The sequence below is a fragment of the Micromonospora sp. RTP1Z1 genome, assembly GCF_033804685.1.
Taxonomy (GTDB): domain Bacteria; phylum Actinomycetota; class Actinomycetes; order Mycobacteriales; family Micromonosporaceae; genus Micromonospora.
In genome coordinates this window covers 15612-37419 of sequence record NZ_JAPFQV010000039.1, presented here as the reverse complement: position 1 = coordinate 37419, position 21808 = coordinate 15612, and the positions used below count along the sequence as shown (strand labels likewise).

At 73.9% G+C, this 21808-nt stretch carries 22 protein-coding genes and 1 tRNA gene; 8 read left to right on the top strand and 15 right to left on the bottom strand.

Annotation, left to right across the window (positions count from 1 at the left end; genetic code table 11):
* Nucleotides 1–263: 263 nt before the first annotated feature.
* The 3 genes from SLP03_RS19860 to SLP03_RS19850 all read left to right on the top strand — a co-directional run bounded on the left by SLP03_RS19860 (nucleotide 264) and on the right by SLP03_RS19850 (nucleotide 2765).
* Nucleotides 264–1193, top strand: a complete 930-nt coding sequence (locus SLP03_RS19860) for a ribonuclease Z (RefSeq protein WP_319462111.1) — start codon at nucleotides 264–266, stop codon at nucleotides 1191–1193.
* Entirely contained in the window at nucleotides 1190–1699 is a 510-nt protein-coding gene (locus SLP03_RS19855; RefSeq protein ID WP_319462110.1) for a GNAT family N-acetyltransferase, read from the top strand. Before SLP03_RS19860 ends, SLP03_RS19855 begins: the two co-directional genes overlap by 4 nt.
* Nucleotides 1700–1805: 106 nt before the next feature.
* Entirely contained in the window at nucleotides 1806–2765 is a 960-nt protein-coding gene (locus SLP03_RS19850) for a S1C family serine protease (protein ID WP_319462109.1), read from the top strand.
* A gap of 39 nt (nucleotides 2766–2804) precedes the next feature.
* Here SLP03_RS19850 and SLP03_RS19845 read toward each other — a convergent pair whose 3' ends face one another.
* On the bottom strand, nucleotides 2805–4175 hold the full coding sequence (locus SLP03_RS19845) for a cystathionine beta-synthase (RefSeq protein ID WP_319462108.1): 1371 nt from the start codon (nucleotides 4173–4175) through the stop codon (nucleotides 2805–2807).
* A 77-nt stretch (nucleotides 4176–4252) separates the two neighbouring features.
* A complete protein-coding gene (locus SLP03_RS19840; protein WP_319462107.1) occupies nucleotides 4253–4609 on the bottom strand; it encodes a YkvA family protein in 357 nt (118 codons plus the stop codon).
* Nucleotides 4610–4787: 178 nt separating this feature from the next.
* Between SLP03_RS19840 and SLP03_RS19835 the strand changes: the two genes are divergently transcribed.
* The 4 genes from SLP03_RS19835 (at nucleotide 4788) to SLP03_RS19820 (ending at nucleotide 9502) form a co-directional block, all read left to right on the top strand.
* Nucleotides 4788–5834, top strand: coding sequence for an SGNH/GDSL hydrolase family protein (locus SLP03_RS19835; RefSeq protein ID WP_319462106.1), 1047 nt, complete (start codon nucleotides 4788–4790; stop codon nucleotides 5832–5834).
* Nucleotides 5831–6628 (top strand): SGNH/GDSL hydrolase family protein, encoded by a 798-nt coding sequence (locus SLP03_RS19830; protein ID WP_319462105.1) that lies wholly within the window; start codon nucleotides 5831–5833, stop codon nucleotides 6626–6628. Before SLP03_RS19835 ends, SLP03_RS19830 begins: the two co-directional genes overlap by 4 nt.
* A 77-nt stretch (nucleotides 6629–6705) precedes the next feature.
* Nucleotides 6706–7968: an acetyl-CoA C-acetyltransferase gene (locus SLP03_RS19825; RefSeq protein WP_319462104.1), complete on the top strand. Its 1263-nt coding sequence runs from the start codon at nucleotides 6706–6708 to the stop codon at nucleotides 7966–7968.
* Between the two features lie 40 nt (nucleotides 7969–8008).
* Nucleotides 8009–9502 (top strand): CYTH and CHAD domain-containing protein, encoded by a 1494-nt coding sequence (locus tag SLP03_RS19820; protein WP_319462103.1) that lies wholly within the window; start codon nucleotides 8009–8011, stop codon nucleotides 9500–9502.
* Nucleotides 9503–9529: 27 nt separating this feature from the next.
* Here the strand turns inward: SLP03_RS19820 and SLP03_RS19815 are convergent, their stop codons facing one another.
* The 4 genes from SLP03_RS19815 to SLP03_RS19800 form a co-directional block, all read right to left on the bottom strand.
* Nucleotides 9530–9850 (bottom strand): hypothetical protein, encoded by a 321-nt coding sequence (locus SLP03_RS19815; RefSeq protein ID WP_319462102.1) that lies wholly within the window; start codon nucleotides 9848–9850, stop codon nucleotides 9530–9532.
* A gap of 28 nt (nucleotides 9851–9878) precedes the next feature.
* Nucleotides 9879–10637 (bottom strand): Bax inhibitor-1/YccA family protein, encoded by a 759-nt coding sequence (locus SLP03_RS19810; protein WP_319462101.1) that lies wholly within the window; start codon nucleotides 10635–10637, stop codon nucleotides 9879–9881.
* A 124-nt stretch (nucleotides 10638–10761) separates the two neighbouring features.
* Nucleotides 10762–11598 carry a Bax inhibitor-1/YccA family protein gene (locus tag SLP03_RS19805; RefSeq protein ID WP_319462100.1) on the bottom strand — a complete coding sequence of 279 codons (837 nt, stop codon included), beginning with the start codon at nucleotides 11596–11598 and terminating at the stop codon, nucleotides 10762–10764.
* A 110-nt stretch (nucleotides 11599–11708) separates the two neighbouring features.
* Nucleotides 11709–11789 (bottom strand) — tRNA-Leu (locus SLP03_RS19800).
* A gap of 102 nt (nucleotides 11790–11891) precedes the next feature.
* Between SLP03_RS19800 and SLP03_RS19795 the strand changes: the two genes are divergently transcribed.
* Nucleotides 11892–13724 (top strand): hypothetical protein, encoded by a 1833-nt coding sequence (locus SLP03_RS19795; protein WP_319462099.1) that lies wholly within the window; start codon nucleotides 11892–11894, stop codon nucleotides 13722–13724.
* A 106-nt stretch (nucleotides 13725–13830) separates the two neighbouring features.
* Here the strand turns inward: SLP03_RS19795 and SLP03_RS19790 are convergent, their stop codons facing one another.
* The 9 genes from SLP03_RS19790 to SLP03_RS19750 form a co-directional block, all read right to left on the bottom strand.
* Entirely contained in the window at nucleotides 13831–15162 is a 1332-nt protein-coding gene (locus SLP03_RS19790) for an NAD(P)/FAD-dependent oxidoreductase (RefSeq protein ID WP_319462098.1), read from the bottom strand.
* Nucleotides 15163–15264: 102 nt separating this feature from the next.
* The gene (locus SLP03_RS19785) at nucleotides 15265–15828 is read right to left on the bottom strand and encodes a hypothetical protein (RefSeq protein ID WP_319462131.1); all 564 of its coding nucleotides are present in this window, start codon (nucleotides 15826–15828) and stop codon (nucleotides 15265–15267) included.
* Between the two features lie 123 nt (nucleotides 15829–15951).
* Nucleotides 15952–17322 (bottom strand): DUF58 domain-containing protein, encoded by a 1371-nt coding sequence (locus tag SLP03_RS19780; protein ID WP_319462097.1) that lies wholly within the window; start codon nucleotides 17320–17322, stop codon nucleotides 15952–15954.
* Nucleotides 17322–18329, bottom strand: a complete 1008-nt coding sequence (locus SLP03_RS19775; RefSeq protein WP_319462096.1) for a MoxR family ATPase — start codon at nucleotides 18327–18329, stop codon at nucleotides 17322–17324. Before SLP03_RS19775 ends, SLP03_RS19780 begins: the two co-directional genes overlap by 1 nt.
* Nucleotides 18329–18910: a hypothetical protein gene (locus SLP03_RS19770; protein WP_319462095.1), complete on the bottom strand. Its 582-nt coding sequence runs from the start codon at nucleotides 18908–18910 to the stop codon at nucleotides 18329–18331. The genes SLP03_RS19775 and SLP03_RS19770 overlap by 1 nt, the downstream gene beginning before the upstream one ends.
* A 55-nt stretch (nucleotides 18911–18965) precedes the next feature.
* Nucleotides 18966–19700 (bottom strand): DUF4129 domain-containing protein, encoded by a 735-nt coding sequence (locus tag SLP03_RS19765; protein WP_319462094.1) that lies wholly within the window; start codon nucleotides 19698–19700, stop codon nucleotides 18966–18968.
* Between the two features lie 19 nt (nucleotides 19701–19719).
* Nucleotides 19720–20460 (bottom strand): uracil-DNA glycosylase, encoded by a 741-nt coding sequence (locus SLP03_RS19760; RefSeq protein ID WP_319462093.1) that lies wholly within the window; start codon nucleotides 20458–20460, stop codon nucleotides 19720–19722.
* Nucleotides 20453–21139, bottom strand: coding sequence for a dienelactone hydrolase family protein (locus SLP03_RS19755; protein ID WP_319462092.1), 687 nt, complete (start codon nucleotides 21137–21139; stop codon nucleotides 20453–20455). The genes SLP03_RS19760 and SLP03_RS19755 overlap by 8 nt, the downstream gene beginning before the upstream one ends.
* Before the next feature lie 110 nt (nucleotides 21140–21249).
* Entirely contained in the window at nucleotides 21250–21744 is a 495-nt protein-coding gene (locus SLP03_RS19750) for a hypothetical protein (RefSeq protein WP_319462091.1), read from the bottom strand.
* Nucleotides 21745–21808 lie beyond the last annotated feature (64 nt).

The following is a 21808-nucleotide window of genomic DNA, read 5'->3' as shown; positions in this document are numbered from 1 at the left end:
CCAGACTTGTATAGCAATCGGACTCGTGAGGTGGCTGTCCGCTAGCCGCTGTCCTCGACAGTGAAATCCCGTCCGCCGCGAGGCGGGCAGCATGGCACCATCGTCGAGACCGTGTGGCAGCGGTGCGGCGAAACCACGACAGCCACCCGACCCCCGGGGTGCCGGCCCAGTCCAGCCGGCCCGCGCGCGAGCGCGGAAGCCCCGGGGGTCGCTTCATGTCCGGCGGAGCCGGACCGGTCACTCAGCCGCCGGAGGTCAGGACCGTGTCGATGCGCGAGCTGGTGGTGCTCGGCACTGCCAGCCAGACACCCACCCGGCAGCGCAACCACAACGGCTACCTGCTCCGCTGGGACGACGAGGTGCTCCTCTTCGACCCTGGCGAGGGCAGCCAACGGCAGATGCTGCACACCGGGACCTCCGCCACCGACCTGACCCGGATCTGCGTCACCCACTTCCACGGCGACCACTGCCTCGGCCTGCCCGGCATGATCCAGCGGCTCTCCCTGGACCGGGTGCCGCACCCGGTGGCCGTGCACTTCCCCGCCGGGGGCGCCGAATACTTCGCCCGGCTACGCCACGCCAGCTCCTTCTATGAGACCGCGGAACTGACGGTCGAGCCGATCGAGGCGGACGGGCAGCGGATCACCCTGGGCATCGGCACTCTGGAGGCCCGCCGGCTGCGGCACCCGATCGAGACGTACGGGTACCGGCTGCTCGAGCCGGACGGCTGCCGGATGCTGCCGGAGAAGCTGGCCGCGTACGGCATCGCCGGGCCGGCGGTCGGGGAGCTGCTCCGCGTCGGCCACCTCGACCTCGACGGGCGCCGTGTCACCCGGGACGAGGTGAGCGTCACCCGACCCGGGCAGCGGTTCGCCTTCGTGATGGACACCGGGCTCTGCGACGGGGTGTACGCCCTCGCCGAGCACGCCGACCTGCTGGTCATCGAGTCGACGTTCCTGGAGTCGGAGGCCGCGCTCGCCGCCGAGGTCGGGCACCTGACCGCGGCGCAGGCCGCGCGGGTGGCGGCCGAGTCGGGGGTACGCACCCTGGTGCTCACCCACTTCTCCCAGCGGTACGCGGACCCCCGCCGCTTCGCCGACGAGGCCCGGACGCACTTCGCCGGGGACCTCGTCGTCGCCGAGGACCTGATGACCGTGCCGGTCCCGCCCCGGCGGGTAGCCTCGGCCGGATGACCGTCACCCTGCGCCCCGCCACCGTCGACGACCTGATGCCGGTGGGCGCCCTGCACCAGCGGTCGCGGGTGGCGGCGTACTCGTCGTTCCTGCCGCCGGAGGCGCTGGCCGACCCGACGCCGGAGGCGATGGGGCGGTACTGGGTGGAACGGTGGACCTGGGAGCGGGACGACCGCCGGATGACCGTCGCCGAACGCGACGGCCGGCTGGTCGGCTTCAGCTACCTCGGCCCGGACGACGAGGGCGACCCGGCGACCGGCCTGCTCAACGCCATTCACCTCGACCCGGACGAGCGGGGCCGGGGCACCGGCCGCGCGCTGATGGTGGACGCGCTTGCGGCCATGCGTGGCCGTGGCTGGTCCCGGGGGGTCCTCTGGGTGCTCCGGGAGAACTCCCAGGCCCGCGCCTTCTACGAGCGCGGCGGCTGGACGCCCACCGGGGTGGAACGGGACGAACACGTCGGCCCCGCCCGCACCCGCCAGCTCCGCTACGAACGCCCGCTCTGACCGCCACCGCCGCCCCGGCCAAGGCCCGATGGTGCCCTCCGTCGGGCGGCCGTTCGCTCTCAGCGGATCGGGGCATGCCCGTCGATCCGGCCGCGTTGCCCTCGTCATGGACACCGAGCACACCGAGCACATCGAGCGGGCGGAGGACGCCGCCCTCGACGCGTACTCCCGGGTGGTGACCGGCGTGGCCGCCGGGGTACTGCCCAGCGTGGCCGCGCTGTCGGTCCGGACCGCGCGCGGCGCGGGCGCCGGCTCCGCGGTCACCATCGGGCCGGACGGCCTGCTGCTGACCAGCGCGCACGTCGTGCAGGGCGCCGGGCATGGCTCGGCGGCCTTCGGCGACGGCACCGAGACCCGGTTCCGGGTGGTCGGCGCCGACCCGCTGTCGGACCTGGCGGTGCTGCGGGCCGAGCAGGCGACGGTGCCGCCGGTGACGCTGGGCGATGCGGACGGCCTGCGGATCGGCCAGCTCGTGGTGGCGGTCGGCAACCCGATGGGACTGGCCGGGTCGGTCACCGCCGGGGTGGTCTCCGGCCTGGGCCGGTCCCTGCCCGCCCGGGACGGGCGGCTGATCCGGCTGATCGAGGACGTCATCCAGACCGACGCCGCACTCAACCCGGGCAACTCCGGCGGCGCGCTGGCCGACTCGGCCGGCCGGGTGGTCGGGGTGAACACCGCCGTCGCCGGGTACGGCCTCGGACTGGCCGTACCGATCAACCCCACTACCCGGCAGATCATCGCCGACCTGACCACCACCGGTCGGGTCCGCCGGGCCTGGCTGGGCGTCGCCGGGGCGCCCGTTCCGCTGCCGCCGGAGATCACCGAACGGACCGGGCAGCGACGCGGCCTGCGGGTGGTCGAGGTGGTGCCGGGCAGCCCCGCCGGGGTGGCCGGGATCTACCTGGGGGACATCATCGTCTCGGCCGGTGGCCGGTCGGTCCAGGACGGCCAGGGCCTGCAACGGCTGATGCTCGGCCCGGCCATCGGCACCCGGCTGGCGGTCACCCTGCTGCGCAAGGGCGCCTTCGTCGACGTGGTCGCCGTCCCCACCGAACTGGCCCGGTGAACGGGTCCCGCCGTCGGGCGGGACCCGCGCACCGGCGGGTCAGCGGGCGCCGAGGTGGGCGAGCAGGTCCTGCCGGGTGAGCACGCCCTTCGGCTTGCCGTCGACCAGCACCAGCGCGGCGTCGGACTTCTCCAACAGGCCGACCGCCTCGCTCACCGGCTGGCCCCCACCGATCATCGGCAGCGGCTCGGCCATGTGCCGCTCGATGGTGTCGTGCAGGTGCGCCTGGCCGGTGAAGAGCGCGTCGAGCAGGTCCTTCTCGGCGATCGAGCCGGCCACCTCGCCGGTCACCACCGGCGGCTCGGCCTTCAGCACCGGGAGCTGGGAGACGCCGTACTCGCGCATGTAGTCGATCGCGTCGCGGACCGTCTCGGTCGGGTGGACGTGCACCAGCTCGGGCAGGCCGCCCGGCTTGCTGGCCAGCGCGTCGGCGACGGTCGGCTCGGTGCCGGAGTTGTCCAGGAAGCCGTACCGGGCCATCCACTTGTCGTTGAAGATCTTCGACAGGTAACCCCGGCCGCTGTCCGGCAGCAGCACCACGATCACGTCGTCCGGGCGGGCCTTCCGGGCCACCTCCAGCGCGGCCACCACGGCCATCCCGCAGGAGCCGCCGACCAGCAGGCCCTCCTCGCGGGCCAGCCGCCGGGTCATCTCGAAGGACTCCTTGTCGGAGACCTCCACGATCTCGTCGGTGACGCCCCGGTCGTACGTCTCCGGCCAGAAGTCCTCGCCGACGCCCTCGACCAGGTACGGCCGGCCGGTGCCGCCGGAGTAGACCGAGCCCTCCGGGTCCGCCCCGACGACCTTGACCCGCCCCTCGGAGGCCTCCTTGAGGTAGCGGCCGATGCCCGAGATGGTGCCGCCGGTGCCGACGCCCGCCACGAAGTGGGTGATCTCCCCCTCCGTCTGCCTCCACAACTCCGGGCCGGTGGTCTCGTAGTGCGAGCGCGGGTTCGCCGGGTTGCTGTACTGGTTGGGCTTCCAGGCGCCGGGGATCTCCCGGGCCAGCCGGTCGGAGACGTTGTAGTAGGAGCGCGGGTCCTCCGGCGCGACGGCGGTCGGGCAGACCACCACCTCGGCGCCGTACGCGCGCAGCACGTCCTGCTTGTCCTGGCTGACCTTGTCCGGGCAGACGAAGACGCACCGGTAGCCCTTGAGCTGGGCCACCAGGGCCAGGCCGACGCCCGTGTTGCCGCTGGTCGGCTCGACGATGGTGCCGCCGGGCTTCAGGATGCCCGCAGCCTCGGCGTCCTCCACCATCCGCAGCGCGATCCGGTCCTTGACCGACCCGCCCGGGTTGACGTACTCCACCTTCGCCAGCACCGTCGCCTGGATGCCCTCGGTGACGTTGCGCAGCCGTACCAGCGGGGTGTTGCCGATCAGCTCGACGACGTTGTCGTAGTACTGCACCTCGTTGTGCCCTTCGTTGCGGCGCCGGCGACCGCGGCCGGGGCAGACGTATTTCTCGACGCCCAGGGTACGTGCCGTCAGGGCGTCACATGCCCGGGGATGACGGAGCTGCGACGCGCCTCCCACTCCAGGAAGCGCTCGGTCTCCGACAGCACGCTGCCGGCCAGCCAGGTGACCATCACCGCGTCGTCCACCAACCCGAAGATGGTCAGGAACAGCTCCGGGACCACGTCGACCGGGGAGACCACGTAGGCCGTCGCCGCGGTCATCATCGCCAGTCGCAGGCCCCCGTCGTACTCGCCCCGGGCGGTCGCCCTGATCATCCGGGGCAGCGCGGCCAGCCGCTCGCCCATCGACGGCCCACCCCGCGCGCCCGCCATCAGCGCCCGGGCCAGCGCGGTGAACGCCGCGCTCCGCTTCAACGTCTTCCCCATCGTCTGAGCCCCTTTCCGCTCGACCAGCGTGCCGCCCGGGCGCAAGCCCGCGCCACCCGCCGGCCGGACCGTCGGTCGGCGGCCCTGCGGCAGGAGGTACCCAGAACGGTCGTCTCCCAGCCATGAACCAGCCGTCACGTGGAGAGCGGGTGTCGGGCCGGCGCGATAATGTCGGCTCATGGGGGACGCTGGTTCCGTCGTACCGGCCGGCTGGCAGCGCGCCCGGCGGATCGCCCGGGTGGCGGCGATCGGCACGGGCGCCACGGTGGCGGCCACCGTGGCGACTGGTGGGGTGCTGCTTGGCCAGGCCCGCCAGGCCCGGCGGACCATCCCGATGGCCGAGGCGCCCCCGCCACGCTGCGACGGGACGTACGGCGCGAAGTTTCCCGGCCCGCCGATGACCATGGTGATCCTCGGCGACTCCTCCGCCGCCGGCTACGGCGTGCACCGCCGCCGGGAGACCCCCGGCGCCCTGCTGGCCACCGGGCTGTCCCGTCGACTGCGCCGGCCGGTACGGCTGCACCGGTACGCCGTGGTGGGCTCCCTGTCGGTCGGTCTCAGGCCGCAGGTCGAGTCGGCCCTGGAGGTCGAGCCGGACATCGCGGTGATTCTGATCGGCGGCAACGACGTCACCAACCGCACCCCGCCGCCGCTGGCCGTCCGCTACCTGGTCGACGCGGTCCGCGCGCTGCGGGCGGCCGGCTGCGAGGTCGTCGTCGGCACCTGCCCCGACCTGGGCGCGATCCGACCCATCCAGCCGCCGCTGCGCTGGCTGGCCCGACGCTGGAGCCGGCAGCTGGCCGCCGCTCAGACGGTGGCGGTGGTCGAGGCGGGCGGTCGGACGGTCTCCCTGGGCGACATGCTGGGTCCCCGGTTCGCCGCCGAGCCAACCCGGATGTTCGCCTGGGACCGGTTCCACCCGTCCGCCGAGGGGTACGCGGTGGCCGCGGCGGCGCTCCTGCCCACCGTGCTCTCCGCGCTCGGCGCCGGCCAGGAACGCCGGGCGACGGCCGCCCGCGGCGAAGGCGTACGGTCGCTGCCGGAGGCGGCCCACGAGGCGGCCCGGTACGCCGGCACCGAGGTCAGCGGCACCCTGGTTCGGGGCCGGGACCGGGGGCCGGGCGGCCGCTGGGCGCAGCTGCGCAGGCGGGCCTTCTTCGCCGTCGGCGCGGTGCCGCAACCCGGTCCCGCCGCCGACTCCCCAACACTGGAGGGACTGGCATGACCGAGCACAACGAGCTCGCGTTCCGGCTGGGTCGGGCCGCGGCGCTCTCGCTGGTCGCCGGGACGATGGGCGGGGCCGCCGTCCTCGCCGGCCAGGCCATCGCCGCCCGCAACCGCCGGTACGCCCAGCCGGAGCTGGGCCTCGCCCTGCGCGCCACGGTCGGCCGGGTGGGCGCCCCGCCGCTGCGGCTGGTGCTGCTCGGCGACTCCTCGGCGCTCGGCGTCGGGGTGGAACGCTTCGAGGAGACCGTGGGCGGGCAGCTGGCCCATCTGCTCGCGGCGGGCCCGACCGGCCGGCAGGTGCACCTCTCCAGCGTCGGCGTCGCCGGCTCCCGCTCGACGGACCTGGCCACCCAGGTGGCTCGGGCGATGCTCGGCGAGCGCCCCGACGTGGCGTTGATCCTGGTCGGGGCCAACGACGCCACGGCGATGGCCCGACCGGCCGACGCGGCGGCCTACCTCGGCTCGGCGGTGCGCCGGCTCCGCGAGGCGCACGTCGAGGTGGTCGTGGGCACCTGCCCCGATCTCGGCGCGGTCCGCGCGGTCGCCGCCCCGCTGCGGCAGGTGCTCGGCTGGTCCGGGCGGCGGGTCGCCCGCGCCCAGACGACGGCCGTGCTCGACGCGGGCGGCAGCGTGGTCGACCTGGCCACCGAGACCGGGCCGGTGTTCCGGGCGGACGCCGGGACGCTCTGCCACGACGGCTACCACCCCTCCGCCGACGGCTACCGGGTCTGGGCGCACGCCCTCCTGCCGGCCGTCTCCGCTGCCGCGGCGGTCGCCTCCCGCCACCACTGACCCGCTCCGGCGCGGGTGACATTTCCCGCTGGGCGGGCTGCTTCCGCGTTAAGTTACCCGCGGGTTAACGTTGGTTCATGCCGATTGAGTCGTCCCGCGACGCCGTCATCGTCGCCACCGCCCGGTCCCCCATCGGCCGCGCGTTCAAGGGTTCGCTGCGTGACGTCCGCCCGGACGACCTCGCCGCGACCATCGTCCAGGCCGCCCTGGCCAAGGTTCCCGGGCTCGACCCGACCGAGATCGACGATCTCTACCTGGGCTGCGGCCTGCCCGGCGGCGAGCAGGGCTTCAACATGGCCCGGGTGGTCGCCACCCTGATGGGCCTCGACGGCCTGCCCGGCGCCACCCTGACCCGCTACTGCGCCTCCTCGTTGCAGACCACCCGGATGGCGATGCACGCGATCCGGGCCGGCGAGGGCGACGCCTTCATCTCCGCCGGCGTCGAGATGGTCTCCCGGTACGCCCGCGGCAACTCCGACACCCTGCCGCCGGAGGCCCAGGCGCTGGTCGGCGGCGGCTGGGAGAACCCGCGCTTCGCGGCGGCGCACGAGCGGTCGAAGGCCCGCGCGCAGGGCGGCGCCGAGGTGTGGACCGACCCGCGGGAGGACGGCGAACTCCCCGACATCTACCTGTCCATGGGGCAGACCGCGGAGAACCTCGCCCAGGTGTACGACATCACCCGCGAGGACATGGACGCCTTCGGCGTGCGCAGCCAGAACCTGGCCGAGAAGGGGATCGCCGACGGCTTCTGGGCCCGGGAGATCACCCCCGTCACCACGCCGGGCGGCACGGTGGTGAACGCCGACGACGGCCCGCGCGCCGGGGTGACCCTGGAGGCGGTCGCCGGCCTGAAGCCGGTCTTCCGCCCGGACGGCCGGATCACCGCCGGCAACTGCTGCCCGCTCAACGACGGCGCCGCCGCCGTGGTGATCATGGGCGCCCAGCGGGCCAAGGACCTCGGGCTCACCCCGTTGGCCCGGATCGTGTCGACCGGCGTCACCGCGCTGTCGCCGGAGATCATGGGCCTCGGCCCCGTCGAGGCCTCCAAGCAGGCCCTGAAGCGCGCCGGAATGACCATCGACGACGTCGACCTGGTCGAGATCAACGAGGCGTTCGCCGCCCAGGTGATCCCCTCCTACCGGCAGCTCGGCATCCCAGAGGAGAAGCTGAACGTGATGGGCGGCGCGATCGCCGTCGGCCACCCGTTCGGCATGACCGGCGCCCGGATCACCGGCACCCTGCTCAACGCCCTGGAGTGGCACGACAAGACCATCGGTCTGGAGACCATGTGCGTCGGCGGCGGCCAGGGCATGGCGATGGTGCTCGAACGGCTGAGCTGAGGCCCGATTCGACGCTCCCGTGCCCGGGTACCGGTCCTTCATGGCGACGGTCGTGGAACGGGAGCGGAAGTACTCCGCGGACGAGGGATTCCGGCTGCCGGACCTGACGGGGTGCGGTGGCGTCACGACCACGTCGGACGCCACCGCCCTCGATCTCGACGCGGTCTACCTGGACACCGCCGACCTCCGGCTGGCCCGCAGCGGCTTCGCGCTGCGCAGGCGTACCGGCGGGCACGACGCGGGCTGGCACCTGAAGGTCGGGGCGGCCGGCGGCGACCGGACCGAGTACCAGTTCCCGGCCGGGGCCGACGACGTGGACCCGCCGGCGGAGCTGGTCGGGCTGTTCCGGGCCGCCTCCCGGGGCCGGCCCGTCGCCCCGGCGGCGAGGATCACCACCCACCGGATCGAGCGCCGGCTGCGCGACGAGCGGGGCCGGGTGCTGGCGGAGGTCGCTGAGGACACCGTCGAGGGACGCGACCTGGTCACCGGCGAGCGGCAGGCCTGGCAGGAGATCGAGGTCGAACTGGTCGACGGCGACGACGCGCTGCTCGACGCGGTGGACGCCCGGCTGCGCGCGGCCGGCGCCCGCCCGGTCCCGGTCTCCAAGTCGCACCGGGCGCTGGCCACCCGGCTCGCCGTCCCGCTGGCGACCCCCGATCCCGGCGCCGCGCCCGTCCTCGACTACGCCCTCGCCCAACGCGACGTGCTGATCGCCAACCATCCCGGGACGATCGGCGGTGACGAGGACGCGGTGCACGACACGCGGGTCGCCGTCCGCCGGCTGCGGTCCACCCTGCGGACCTTCCGCGGGCTGTGGGACCGCCGGGAGAGCGAGTGGCTGCGGGCCGAGCTGCGCTGGCTCGGCGCCCAGCTCGGGCCGGTCCGGGACACCCAGGTGATGGCCGCCCGGCTCACCGACGCGGTGCACGCCGAGCCCGCCGACCTGGTGCTCGGCCCGGTAGCGGCGCGGATCTCGGCCCGGTTCGCGGCCGACCTGGCCACGGCCCTGGACGAGCTGCGCGCGGCGCTCGACTCCGACCGCTACGCCGAGCTGCTGGCCCGGCTGGACGCGCTGCTGGAGGGGCCGACCGCGCGGACGGTCGACGCGCGGTGGGTCACCCGGCGGGTGCGCCGGGCGGTGACCCGGGCGGACGACCGGCTGGACCGAGCCCTGACCGACGCGCACCCGGGCGACGCGGAGGAGGACGTCGCGCTGCACGAGGCGCGGAAGGCGGACAAGGCGGCCCGGTACGCCGTCGAGGTCCGCGAGCCGACCGTCGGGAAGCCGGCCGGCACGCTGGTGGACCGGCTCAAGGACCTCCAGGACCTGCTCGGCGCACACCAGGACTCGGTGGTCACCCGCGAAGTGCTGCGGGGGCAGGCGCTGCGCGCGTACGCCGACGGCGAGAACACCTTCACGTACGGCGTCCTGCACGCGCGGCAGGCCGCGGCGGCCGGCCGGGACGTGCGGGCCGTCACCCGGGCCCGCGACCGAGCCCGGCGGCGGAAGCTGCGGCGCTGGCTGAAGCGCTGAGCAGCCGGGGCGCCCCGCGCCGGGCCGTCAGAGCGTCGAGCGGGTCGCGGTGACCGTCTCGGCGGCGCGAGCCAGCACCGCGTCCGGCGGGCCGGCGGCCAGCAGGTCGGCCGCGACCACCCGGAGCTGGTCGGGCAGCACCAGATCGCTGCCCAACCGGGGTACGTCCCGACGGGGCGTCCCCTCCGCGTCCGCCGCCAGGTTGGCGATCTCCTGCACCAGCTTGTGCATCAGGTCGGCCCGGGACACGTTGCCGCCCTCGGCCGCCGCCGACCACCGGGGCTGCTGCCAGTGACCGGCCTGACGGACCAGCAGCTCCACCGCCCGCTCCAGTTCCACTGCGCTCATTGCCGCCGAGTCTACGAGGGGGCGCCGGTCACCGGCGCAGGTAGCTGAGCAGGCGGAGGATCTGCCAGTACAGGAAGATCAACCCGACCAGCAGGCCGAACGCGCAGAACCATGCGTACCGGCGGGGCAGGCCGGCGCGGACCGACCGCTCGACCAGGTCGAAGTCGAGGATGAAGCTGAGCGCTCCGGCGATGATCGCCACGCCGGAGAAGACGTACGCCAGCCAGCCGACGTGAGTGGTGACGCCGTACAACTCCAGCCCCTGCCGCCCGGTGAGCAGGTACGTCACCAGGTTGACCAGGCTGATCGCGACGATGCCGAGCAACGTCCCGGCGACCAGCCGGGCGAGCCGTGGAGTGGCCCGGATCAGCCGGGCCCGGTAGAGCAGCGCCATGCCCAGGAAGACGCCGAAGGTGCCGATCGCCGCCTGCACCACGATCCCGGGGTAGATCAGGTCGAAGGCCCGGCTGGCCACGCCGAGCAGCAGCCCCTGGAGCACCGCGTACGCGGCGATGAGCGGCGGGTTGGTGATCTGCTTCAGCGAGATGACCAGCACCAGCGCCAGCCCGGCGAGCGCGGTGCCGGCCAGTGCCGCCGAGAGCCACACACCCTGCGGGACCACCACCCAGGCGACCGCCGCGGTGACGCCGGTGAGCAGCAGCAGGCCGGCCGTGCGGGCCACCACGTCGGTCACGGTCATCGCCTCGGCGGCCCCGACCCCGAGCACCTGGCGTTCGGTCCGGCCGACGTCGTCGAGTCGGGTCAGCACCGGGTTGGCACTCCGCACCGCGACCTCCTCGCCGATGTCCCCGGCTCCCACTCTGCCCTCGAAGGGCTGGCGGCGACGGGAAAACGACGGCGCCCGCCGCCGCTGTCGCGGAGGCGGGCGCCGGAGTCGCGCGGCGGGCGGGTCAGTCGTCGCCCTGGAGGTAGCTGAGCAGGCGCAGGATCTCCAGGTAGAGCCAGACCAGGCCGACCACGATGCCGAAGGCGGCCGTCCAGGAGTAGCGCTGCGGGAGCCCCATCCGGACGCCCTCTTCGATCTGGTGGAAGTTGAGCACGAAACTCAGCGAGGCGACCACGATGCAGACCAGGCTGAACCCGATGGCCAGCGGGCTGCCGTCCCGCAGGTGCGTGTTGACGCCGAAGAGCGCGAGCACCAGGTTGATCATCATCACCGCGAAGAGGCCGACCATGACCGAGATCATGATCCGGGCGAACCGCGGGGTGGCCCGGATGATCCGTGCCTTGTAGATGATCGCCATCAGGAAGAAGACGCCGAAGCTGGCCGCCACGGCCTGCAGCACGATGCCGTCGTAGAGCGATTCGAACGCCTTGCTCACCATGCCGACGAAGACGCCCTCGACGATCGAGTACGCCACCACCAGCGCCGGGTTCGCCATCCGGGAGAACGAGATGATCAGGCCGAGCACCAGGCCGACGACGGCGGCGCCGATCCAGGCGACACTGACCAGGGCGTCCGGCACGAGCACCCAGGCCGCCGCGGCGGAGGCACCGAGGATGCCGAGCAGCATGACCGTCTTGACGACCACGTCGTCGAGGGTCATCGGGGTCACGGTGGGCGGCGCCGCCGGGTAGCCGGCGCCGGTCGGGTACTGCTGCTGGTACGGCGCGTACTGCTGGGGGTAACCGGGCTGTCCGTACGGCCCGGGCTGGGCGTACCCGGCCGCCCGCTCACGCTCGGCCGCCTGGCCGAGCCGGGCGAGCACCGGGTTCGAGGTCTTCACTTCTCAGGCCTCCCTCAGGGGGTCAGTGCACGTGAACGTGCACCCTCAAGGGTAAACCGGCCGGGCAGCCCACGCCGGGCGCGAAGCTGTGGGAAAGCTGAGAGTCTCGGTGCCCGGGGCGGGGGTCGAACCCGCACGCCTTGCGGCAGCCGCTTTTAAGGCGGCCGTGTCTGCCGTTCCACCACCCGGGCGGGTGACACCGGCGCGCCGACACGCGGCGGTGCAGTCTCACCGTAGCCGTTGCGTCCCGACCCGGCGTACCCCGTGGTGGCCGCGCCACTATGGTCGAGGCCGTGACCAGCGCAGCCCGTACGGCCCCCGGGCCCGACCCCGACCAGGCTGTCCGCCTCGAGTCGGAGTTCGCCCGCCCGTCCCGGTCGGCCCGCCTGCTGGCCACCGCGGTCCGCTACCGCGCGGACCTGCTGGCCGGGCTGCTCTTCGCGCTGCTGGCCGGTTGGCTCACCCACGGGCTGTGGCCCGCGCCCGGGCAGCGGATGCTCGCGCTCAACCCCGAGGACCAGACCCTCTTCGAGTGGTTCCTGGCCGTCGACTCGCGCGCCCTGCTCGGCGACTTCAGCCTGCTCACCGACCGGCTCAACACGCCGGACGGGGTCAACCTGATGACCAACACCACGGTGATCGCGCTCGGCGTGCTCCTCGCCCCCGTCACCCTGCTGGTCGGCGCGCCGGTCACCTTCGCGCTGCTGGCCGCCGGAAACCTGGCCGGCACGGCGGTCGCCTGGTACCTGCTGTTCACCCGGACGCTGCGGGCCCGCCGGCTCGCCGCCGGACTCGGCGCCGCGCTGTGCGGCTTCGGTCCGGGGATGATCTCGCAGACCAACAGCCACCTGCACATGACCGCGCAGTGGCTGGTGCCGGTGATCGTCTGGCTGGTGGTCCGCCTGCTCCGGGCCGCCGACCCGGCCGGCACCCTGGACGGGCCGGACCACCGCCGGGGGGCCACCTCGGCGGTCGGGCTGGCCGCGGTGGTCACCGTCCAGGTCTTCGTCGGCGAGGAGGTGCTCTTCCTCACCGCGCTCACCCTGCTGGTGATGGCCGTCGCGTACGCGGTGGTCGACCGGCCGCTGCTCCGGCAGGCCCTGCCCACCTTCGGCGGCGGGTTGATGCTCGCCGCCGGCCTGGCGCTGCTGGTGCTCGCGTACCCGCTCTGGTACCAGTTCGCCGGACCGCAGGGGGTCGCCGACGGGATGTTCAGCCCGCACTACTTCTCCGCCGACCTGAGCAGCTGGTGGACGATCTCCCCGCTCGCCGTGGCCGGCAGCGACACCTCGTCCCGACTGACCACCGGCCCGGCCGAGTACAACACGTTCCTCGGTTGGCCGCTGCTGCTGGTCACCGCCGCCTGCGCGATCTGGCTCGGTCGCCGGCCGGTGGTCGTCGCCTGCGTCGCCGGGGCGCTGGTGATGGGCGCGCTGTCGCTCGGCCCGGTACTGGTGATCTCCGGCGAACAGACCGCGCTGCCCGGCCCGTACGCCCTGCTGAACGGCCTGCCGGTGATCGACGGCGCGCTGCCGATGCGGTTCGGCCTCGCCCTGCTGCCGTTGATCGGCACCCTGTTGACGCTCGCGGTGGACCGCGCCCTGCGGGAGCGGGGCCGGGCCCGCCGGTTGGTCCCCCTCGCGGTCGGCGCGGCGCTGCTCAGCGTCTTCCCGGCGCCGCTGCCGACCACCGACCGGCCGGCGCTGCCGGAGTTCGTCACCGCCGGACATTGGCGGCAGTGCGTACGCCCTGGCGGGGTGCTGGTCCCCGTGCCGCCGGCCACCCCGAAGGACCCGCGGCCGATGCGCTGGGCGGCCGCGGCGGACGCCGAGTTCGGCATGCCCGAGGGCTTCTTCATCGGCCCGTACGGCCGGGGCGGCTCGGCCACCATGGGCACCTACAAGCGCCCCACCTCGGCGCTGCTGGCCGACGTGGCCAAGCGGGGCGTGCCGGCGGCGGTCGGCGACGAGCAGCGCCGGCAGGCCGTCCGGGACGTCCGCTTCTGGGGAGCGTCGTGTGTGGCGCTGACCGACGACACCCCGCACGCGGACACCCTGCGCGGCACGCTGGAGCAGCTCTTCGGCCCCGGCACCCGGATCGCCGACGCCTGGACCTGGCGCTTCTGATCCACCGGCGGGCGGACGGCACGCCCTCGGCCGCCGGCTGACGGGCCGAGATGGCGAACGGGCCCGTCACCACGACAAACGTGGCGACGGGCCCGTTCGGCGACGCTCAGCGGCGCAGCGCGCCGAGCGGCTGGGAGGCCTCCGCGAACTCCTCACGCGGGTCGTGCAGCTGACCGAGGGCGACCACCTCACGCTTGAGGAAGAACGCCAGCGACCAGTCGACCACGACCCGGACCTTGCGGTTGAACGACGGGATCCGGGACATGTGGTACGTCCGGTGCATGAACCACGCCGGCCAGCCGGTCATCTTGACCCCGTAGACCTGCGCCACGCCCTTGTGCAGGCCGAGGCTGGCCACGCTGCCCACGTGCTTGTGCTTGTAGTTGACCGGCTCGCGATCGCGGACCACGTTCGTGATGTTGTCGGCCATCCGGGCGGCCTGCCGGACCGCGTGCTGCGCGCTGGGCGAGCAGAAGTTGCCCGGCTCCTTGGTCAGGTCCGGCACCGCGGCGCAGTCGCCGGCGCTCCAGGCGCCCTCGACCACCCGATCGCCGTCCACGATCTGCAGGGTGGGCAGGCAGGTGACCCGCCGGCGCTCGTCGCGCGGAAAGTCGGTGGCGTCCAGCATCGGCGACGGCTTCACGCCGGCCGTCCAGACGATGGTGTCGGAGCGGAAGCTGTCGCCGTCGGAGAGCTTGACCACCCCGTCGACGCAGGACTCCAGCCGGGTGTCCAGGCGGATGTCCATGTTCCGCTTGAGCAGCTGCTGCACCGTGTAGGCGCCCATGTCCCGGTCGACCTCGGGCAGCACCCGCTGGGTGGCCTCGACCAGGACCCAGCACATGTCCTCCGGCTTGAGCTCCGGGTAGTAACGCATCGCGTCCCGCGCCATGTCCTCCATCTCGGCCAGCGCCTCGATGCCGGCGTAACCACCGCCGACGAAGGTGAAGGTCAGCGCGGAACGGCGGACATCCGGGTCGGTCGTCGCGGCCGCCACGTCCAGCCGGTCCAGCACGTGGTTGCGCAGGAAGATTGCCTCGCCGATGGTCTTGAACCCGATGCCGTGCTCGTGCAGGCCCGGAATCGGCAGCGTCCGGGACACCGAGCCGGGGGCGACGACCACGTGGTCGTACTGGATCTCCCGGGTCGGGCCGGTGATCGGCTGCACGATCGCCGTCTTCCGGTCGTGGTCGATCCGGGTCACCGTGCCGGCCACGACCTTGCACTTGCGCAACTCGCGCCGCAGCGGCACCACAGCATGCCGGGGCGAGATGTTGCCGGCCGCCGCCTCGGGGAGGAACGGCTGATAGGTCATGTGCGGCTGCGGGTCGACGACGACGACCTCGGCCTCACGGGAGCTCAGCTTCTTGGACAGGCGCAGAGCGGCGTACAGGCCGACGTGCCCGGCACCCACGACAAGGATCCGCTTCGGATTCACGTCATCTATCTTTCCCCGCGCGGCTCGGGTAATCCCGTCCGAGACCCTCTTCTGTGACGGAGCACAACACCTGTGACCTGCACAACGTCCTGCACCGTCCCGCTATCTGCGACGCAACAGCCACCCCAGTAACGCGCTGAGGGCCACCGCGACCAGCAGTCCGGCCACCGTCGCGGCCTGGAAACCCCGATCCGCGCCCACCCCGCCGAGCCCGGCCAGCAGGGTGCCGAGCACCGCACTGGCGAGCACCACCCCGCCGGCCCGAGTCAACCACCGCAGGATCAGGTCCGGGTCGACCACCCCGTCGAAGGGCAGCAGCGCGGCCAGCGCGCAGAGGGTGTGCGCCAGGTAGAGCAGCGTGGCCACGGCGAGCAGCCGCCACAGCGCGATCGGCCGGTCGAACCCGGCCGCGGCCAGCAGCCACCCGCCGACCGTGACCAGCGCCGCGAAGGTCGGCCAGACCCGGCGCGGCCCCACCGCCGGTAGCACCGCCACCACCGTCAGGGCCAGCAGCGCCCGCGCCGCGAACACCTCCACGGGGTACGCCAGCAGGAAGCCGACCAGCACCGTCACGAAGACGGCGAACCGCACCAGGAGGGGGGCGAGGCTGACCCGGGCGACCGCGTACCGCGCCGCCCGGACCCGCTCGTTCAGCCCATCCAGCATGTCGTTCATCGGTGCCGACCTTCGTTCGCGACTGCGGGACTCCGCTGCGCTGCGTTCCTCGCGCTCACTGAGGCCCACCTTCGTTCGCGACTGCGGGACTCCGCTGCGCTGCGTTCCTCGCGCTCACCGGGCACCCACCCGGGGGGCGGTGGCCAGTCGGGCCACGTCCCGGAGCACCTGGTCCAGGCTGCCCGCGCCGGCCCAGCGCACCACCGGCACGCCGTGCTCGCGGAGCTGACCGATCATCGTGTCCCGGTCCAGCCGCCACAACCGGTACGCCACCTCGGCCCAGCCCCGGTCCTTCGGCGGCGGCAGATCGGCCGGCAGGGTGTCCACCGCCACCACGAACCGACCACCCCGGGCGAGCCGGGCCAGCATCTGCGCCGAACGCTCGTCGAGCAGCGGGGTGAGCACCACCACCAGCGCGTCGGCGGACAGCACCTGCGGCCCGAACACCTGGTCGTACGGCTCGTGCGGGGAGGACTCGGCGTGCACGTCGAGCAGCCACTCCAGCACGGTCAGGTACTGCCGACGACCGGTGGCCGGGCGCAGCCGGCGGGCGGCCGGGCCGTACTCCAGCATCGCCACCCGGTCACCCCGGTGTAGGTAGTGCTCGCCGATCGCGGCGGCCGCCCGGACCGTGGTGTCCAGCACCGACGCGGGACCGTTGACGCCCCCGGAGCGGCCCGCCTCGGCCAGCACGTCGAGCAGCAGCACCACCTCTGCGTCCCGGTCGGAGAGGGTGGCCACGACGTGCAACTGGCGGGCCCGCAGCGAAACCCGCCAGTCGATCCGGCGCAGCCGGTCACCGGGGGCGTAGACCCGCACCCCGGCCAGCTCGCCGCCCTCCCCCGGCCGCCGGGAGTGGTGCGCGCCGACCAGCCCGGCCGCGCGGGGCATCGCCTCCACCGCCTCGAACGGCTCGGTCATCGGGTAGACCCGCATCCGCACCGAATCGGTGATCACCGCGCGGGAGACCAGCAGCCCGTCCGCGGTGGCGACCCGCGCGCCGGCCGGGCCGATCGGGTGCCGGCCCCAGCGCAGCGCCGTCCCGGACAGCTCCAGGTCGACCGCGGTGCCCGTCGGCACGGAGGTGACGAGGGGGCGGTCGGCACCCCCGGAGCGAGCCACCTCCACGGCCGCCCCGCCGAAGCCGAACTTCTCCACCCGCAGCCACGGCGACATCCGGGTACGCACCACGGCCACGTCGTACGACACGGTGTCCGGGTTGCCGATCGCGACCGTGGCGGCCATCGGGCCGCCCTCGACCAGGTGTGCGTCCCCGGTGCTGATCTCCAACTGCGGACCGGCGGTGGGTCGTCGGCGCAGCGCGTACGCGGTGCCGAGGGCGAACGGCGTGGCCAGCACCACCAGGTCGGTCCGGCCGAACAGCACCGCCGCGATCAGCAGCAGCCCGGTGAGCAGCACCGCCCGGCCGAGCGCCCAGGTGGGCGCCCAGCCCGTCGCCCGCTCCGGCTCGTGACGGCTGGTCATCAGCGCCCGGGCCGCCCGGCCGCGTAGCTGGGCAGCGCGCCGCTGGCCGGGGCGGGCGTCTTCTCCAACACCTCACCGACGACGAAGGACGGGTCGACCCGGCGCAGCCACATCTCCGGGCGCAGCGTGATCCGGTGCGCCAGGGCGGGCACCGCCACCTCCTTGACGTCCTCCGGCACCACGTAGTCCCGGCCGGCGAAGACGGCCCGGACCCGGGCCAGCAGCAGCAGCGCCAGCGAGCCGCGCGGCGAGGCGCCCACCAGCACGGACGGGTGCTCCCGGGTGGCCGCGGTGAGCGACACGACGTAACGGCCGATCGAGTCCTCGACGACCACGTCCTCCAGCGCGGCCTGCATGGCCCGCAGGGTCGCCGCGTCGACCACCGGCTTGATCTCGGCCTCCTCGCGGCGGCGGGCCATCCGCCGGCGCAGCACTTCCCACTCTTCCTCGTGGTCCGGGTAGCCGAACGACACCCGGAGCAGGAACCGGTCGAGCTGCGCCTCCGGAAGTGGGTACGTCCCCTCGTACTCGATCGGGTTGGCGGTGGCGAGCACGTGGAACGGCTCGTCCAACTTGTAGGTGACCCCCTCGACGGAGACCTGCCTCTCCTGCATCGCCTCCAGCAGCGCGGACTGGGTCTTCGGCGGGGTCCGGTTGATCTCGTCGGCGAGCAGCAGGTTGGTGAAGAGCGGGCCGGCCCGGAAGGAGAAGTCGCCGCTGCGCTGGTCGTACAGGAAGGAACCGGTGACGTCCGCCGGGAGCAGGTCCGGGGTGAACTGCAGTCGGCGGAAGTCCAGCCCGAGGGCCTGCGCGAAGCAGCGCGCGGTCAGCGTCTTGCCCAGCCCCGGCAGGTCCTCCAGCAGCACGTGCCCACCGGCGAGAATGCCGGCGAGGACCAGCTCCAGGGCCTCCCGCTTGCCGACCACGACCGTGCCGACCGCGTCCAGCACCGCCCGGGCCAGCCGGCCCACCTCGGCGGGGGGCATGCTCCGGTCCACGTCGTTCATCACAGCTTCTCCAGTTCGGCGACGATCGCCGCGAGCTCGCGCGGCGACGGGGTGCGGCGGGACGGCGTGCCGAGGAACACCCACAGAGGCTCCCCCAGCAGAGTGCGGGCGCGGGCCGGGTCGGACTCGCGGGTGAGGCCGTGCTTCTGGCGCAGCCGCTCGTCGGCCAGCTCGCCGATCCGGGGCAGGATCACCTTGGTGAACCGTTCGGGCCGGGTGTCGGACCAGTCCAGCGGCACCTTCCAGCCGTTGATCGCCATGCGCAGCGCGTCCCGGGCGGCCCAGTTCCAGCTGCCGGGCTCCTCACCGGCGGGCGCCCGGTAACCGCCCCGGGGCGGCGGCGGGGGCGACAGCGCCTCGGTGACCCGCCGGACGGCGAGCAGCGCGAGCACACCGGCGACGACGATCCACAGGGAGACCTGGAGGCCGACCACCCGCAGGCCCGCCACGACGGCCGCCACGATCGCCGCGGTGACCAGCAGAGTACGCAGCACCAGGCGTACCCGGCCGCCGCGGGACGGAACGGCCGGTCCCGCCGGCTCCTCCTCGAACGACAGCAGGTCGTCGATGCTGGTACTCACGGCGCCACCCCTGTTCGCGACTGCGGGGCTCGCAGGATCGGCTCACTCCTCGCGCTCACGGCGCCACCTGGCCGGAGAGGGTGGTCAGCTCGCCGCGCAGCCGGCGCAGCGCCGCCCGGGCCTGGTCGCGCATCCGCTCGTCGACGGTGTGCGTGGCGTACCGGGCCTCGCGGTAGACGTGCGCGAACCCGTCCAGCACGTCGGCGCTGGCGATCGCCGGGACGCCGGCGGCCGGGTCGCCGCGCAACAGCCGGCTGACCAGGTCGGTCGGGGTGTCCCCGGCGAGCCGGGGCACACCGGCCTCCTCGGCGGCCTCCTCCAGCCGGACCCAGCAGGCGATCACCGCGGTCCGCGGGTCGGTGTCCCGGTCGTCCAACTCCACCAGGCTCGCGTCGAGCGCCGCCACCACGTCCCGCGCGGTGCCCTCGGCGGTACGCCGGGCCCGCTGCACCGGGATCGCCCGGGTGGTACGCCGCAGGGCACCACCGATCAGCGTCCAGCCGACGTACCCGATGGCGAGCAGGGCCGCCAGGCCGAGCACGACCATCGCGGTGGTGGCGATCCAGGAAGGAATCTGCGCCTGGGTGGCCTCGGCGGCGTCCCGCGGCTCGACGGCGATCGAGGGCGCGGGCTCGGCGGAGGGGTAGTCCGGCACGTAGGGGACGTTGTCCGCGGCGGGCGGGATCCGGCTGGCCCCGATCGAGGAGTGCCCGGCCGAGAACGAGGCGACCGCCAGCAGAATCGTCACCGCCGCGATCGGCCACCACCTGCGCAGCACGCCGAGGTCCATCCCACCGCCCCACGCATTCTCAGTCCACCCCGGCCAGCTGCTTCGCCCGGGCGAACACGTCGTCCAGCATCCCTGGTGTCAGCCGCCCGGTGAAGGTGTTCTGCTGGCTGACGTGATAGCAGCCGAGCAGTGCCGGTGCGGATGTGCCGGACCAGTGTGCCCCATGGCCGAAGGCCGGTCGCGGACTGGGCGGGCGAACCCCGTACACGGCGCGCAGCACCGGCCACCACGCGGCCCAGGCGAAGGCACCCAGCGCGACCACGACGCGCAGGGTGGGCCGGATCAGCGCGACCTCCCGGTGCAGCCACGGCGCGCAGGTGTCCCGCTCTGCCGGGGTGGGCTTGTTGTCCGGCGGTGCGCAGCGCACCGCGGCGAAGATGCGGGTGCCCCGCACCACCAGGCCGTCGTCGGCGGCGACGCTGGTCGGCTGGTTGGCCAGGCCGGCGCGGTGCAGCGCGGCGAAGAGCACGTCGCCGGAGCGGTCGCCGGTGAAGATCCGGCCGATGCGGTTGCCGCCGTGCGCGGCCGGTGCCAGCCCGAGGATGGCGATCCGCGCGTCGGGGACGCCGAAGCCGGGCACCGGGCGGCCCCAGTACTCCTGGTCCCGGAAGGCCGCCCGCTTCACCCGGGCGACCTCCTCGCGCCAGGTGACCAGGCGGGGGCAGGCAAAGCAGTCGCTCACCGCGCCGTCGAGGTCGGCGAGGTCGGTCGCCCGCGCGGCGCGGGCGACCACCTCGTCGGGGGTACGCGACTCAGCCAAGCTTGGCCCGGAAGAGCTCCAGGGTGCGGGCCCAGGCGGTGGCGGCCGCGCGCTGGTCGAACTTCTCCGGCCGGTCCTCGTTGAAGAACGCGTGGGACGTGCCCGGGTAGTCGTAGGTCTGGCAGGTGCCGCCGGCCGCCTCGATGGCCCGGCGGGCGGCCTGTACGCCGCCCGCGGATGAGAGGCCGTCCTCTTCGGAGCAGTGGACGAGCGCGGCCTTGCCGGCGTAGTCGGCCCAGTCGGAGCGCATGCCCTCCCAGGGCAGCCGGGGGTAGAAGCCGGCGGTCGCGACAATCCGCTCGGAGAACGTCGCCGACCAGAGGGCCAGGCTGGCGCCGGCACAGAAGCCGGCGCAGCCGACCTTGCCGGTGACCTCGGGACGGCCGGCGAGATAATCCGCTGCGGCGGCGATCTCCGTCGCCGCCTCGTCCATCTGCGGCCCGTTCAGCATCTGCCGGGGCTCGGTCGGCCTGCTGGCCGGCTCGCCTTGCCGGAAGTCCGGGGCGAGGGCGACGAAACCCGCCTCGGCGAACCGGTCCACCACCGCCCGGACGTGGGGCACGAGGCCCCACCAGTCCTGAATGACGATGACCGCCGGGCTGGCCACACCGCCGGAGGGTATCGCGAGATACCCCTCGCTCGCCCCTCCGTTGCTGGTGAAGCTCACCGTCTCGCCCATGGCCCGTCCTCCTAGCGGTCAGTCATCGTTGGCTGGTCGCCCAGTGGTCCTACGTGCCGGTAGCCTGCCACGCCGCCACCGCGCCGGGGAAGACGCGGGAACAGTGGCATTCACCTCCCGTTCGCCTTCCGGACAAGGCAGAGCAGGTAGCCGTCGCCGCCGCCGCCGACGCGGTAGAGGACGTAACCGTCGTCCCCGGGCCGGAAGTGCGGCTCGCACGCCGCCGCCGAGCGGCTCCGCGCCGCCGCCGGGTCGTCCACCCGGCCGACCACGGCGTACGCGGCCCGGGCGCTGGCGCAGGGGACGACGCGGGCGTCGTCGGCCGACGTCGCCCCGGTGCCGGCGACCCGGGGCAACTCGGCAACGCAGTCGCCGGCCTTCGCGCCGGCCGTGCCGTCCCGGCCGAGCAACCCGCCGAGCGGTCCGGGACCGAGCTTGAGCACCGCGGCCACCGCGAGCGCGATCAGCACGCCGAGGATCAGCACCACGATGCCGAGGACCGTGCCGACCCTAAACCGCCCGGCCGTCGCCAACGATGGAACGGCCGGTTGCGGCTCGCCGTCGGGTGCGGGGGGTACGGGAGCCACGGTGACCTGCTCTGACACGAGGTGTTCCTTCCGGGTGGGGTGGGCAAACGGTAACGATCAAGATCGGAAGCCGCTGCCCCAC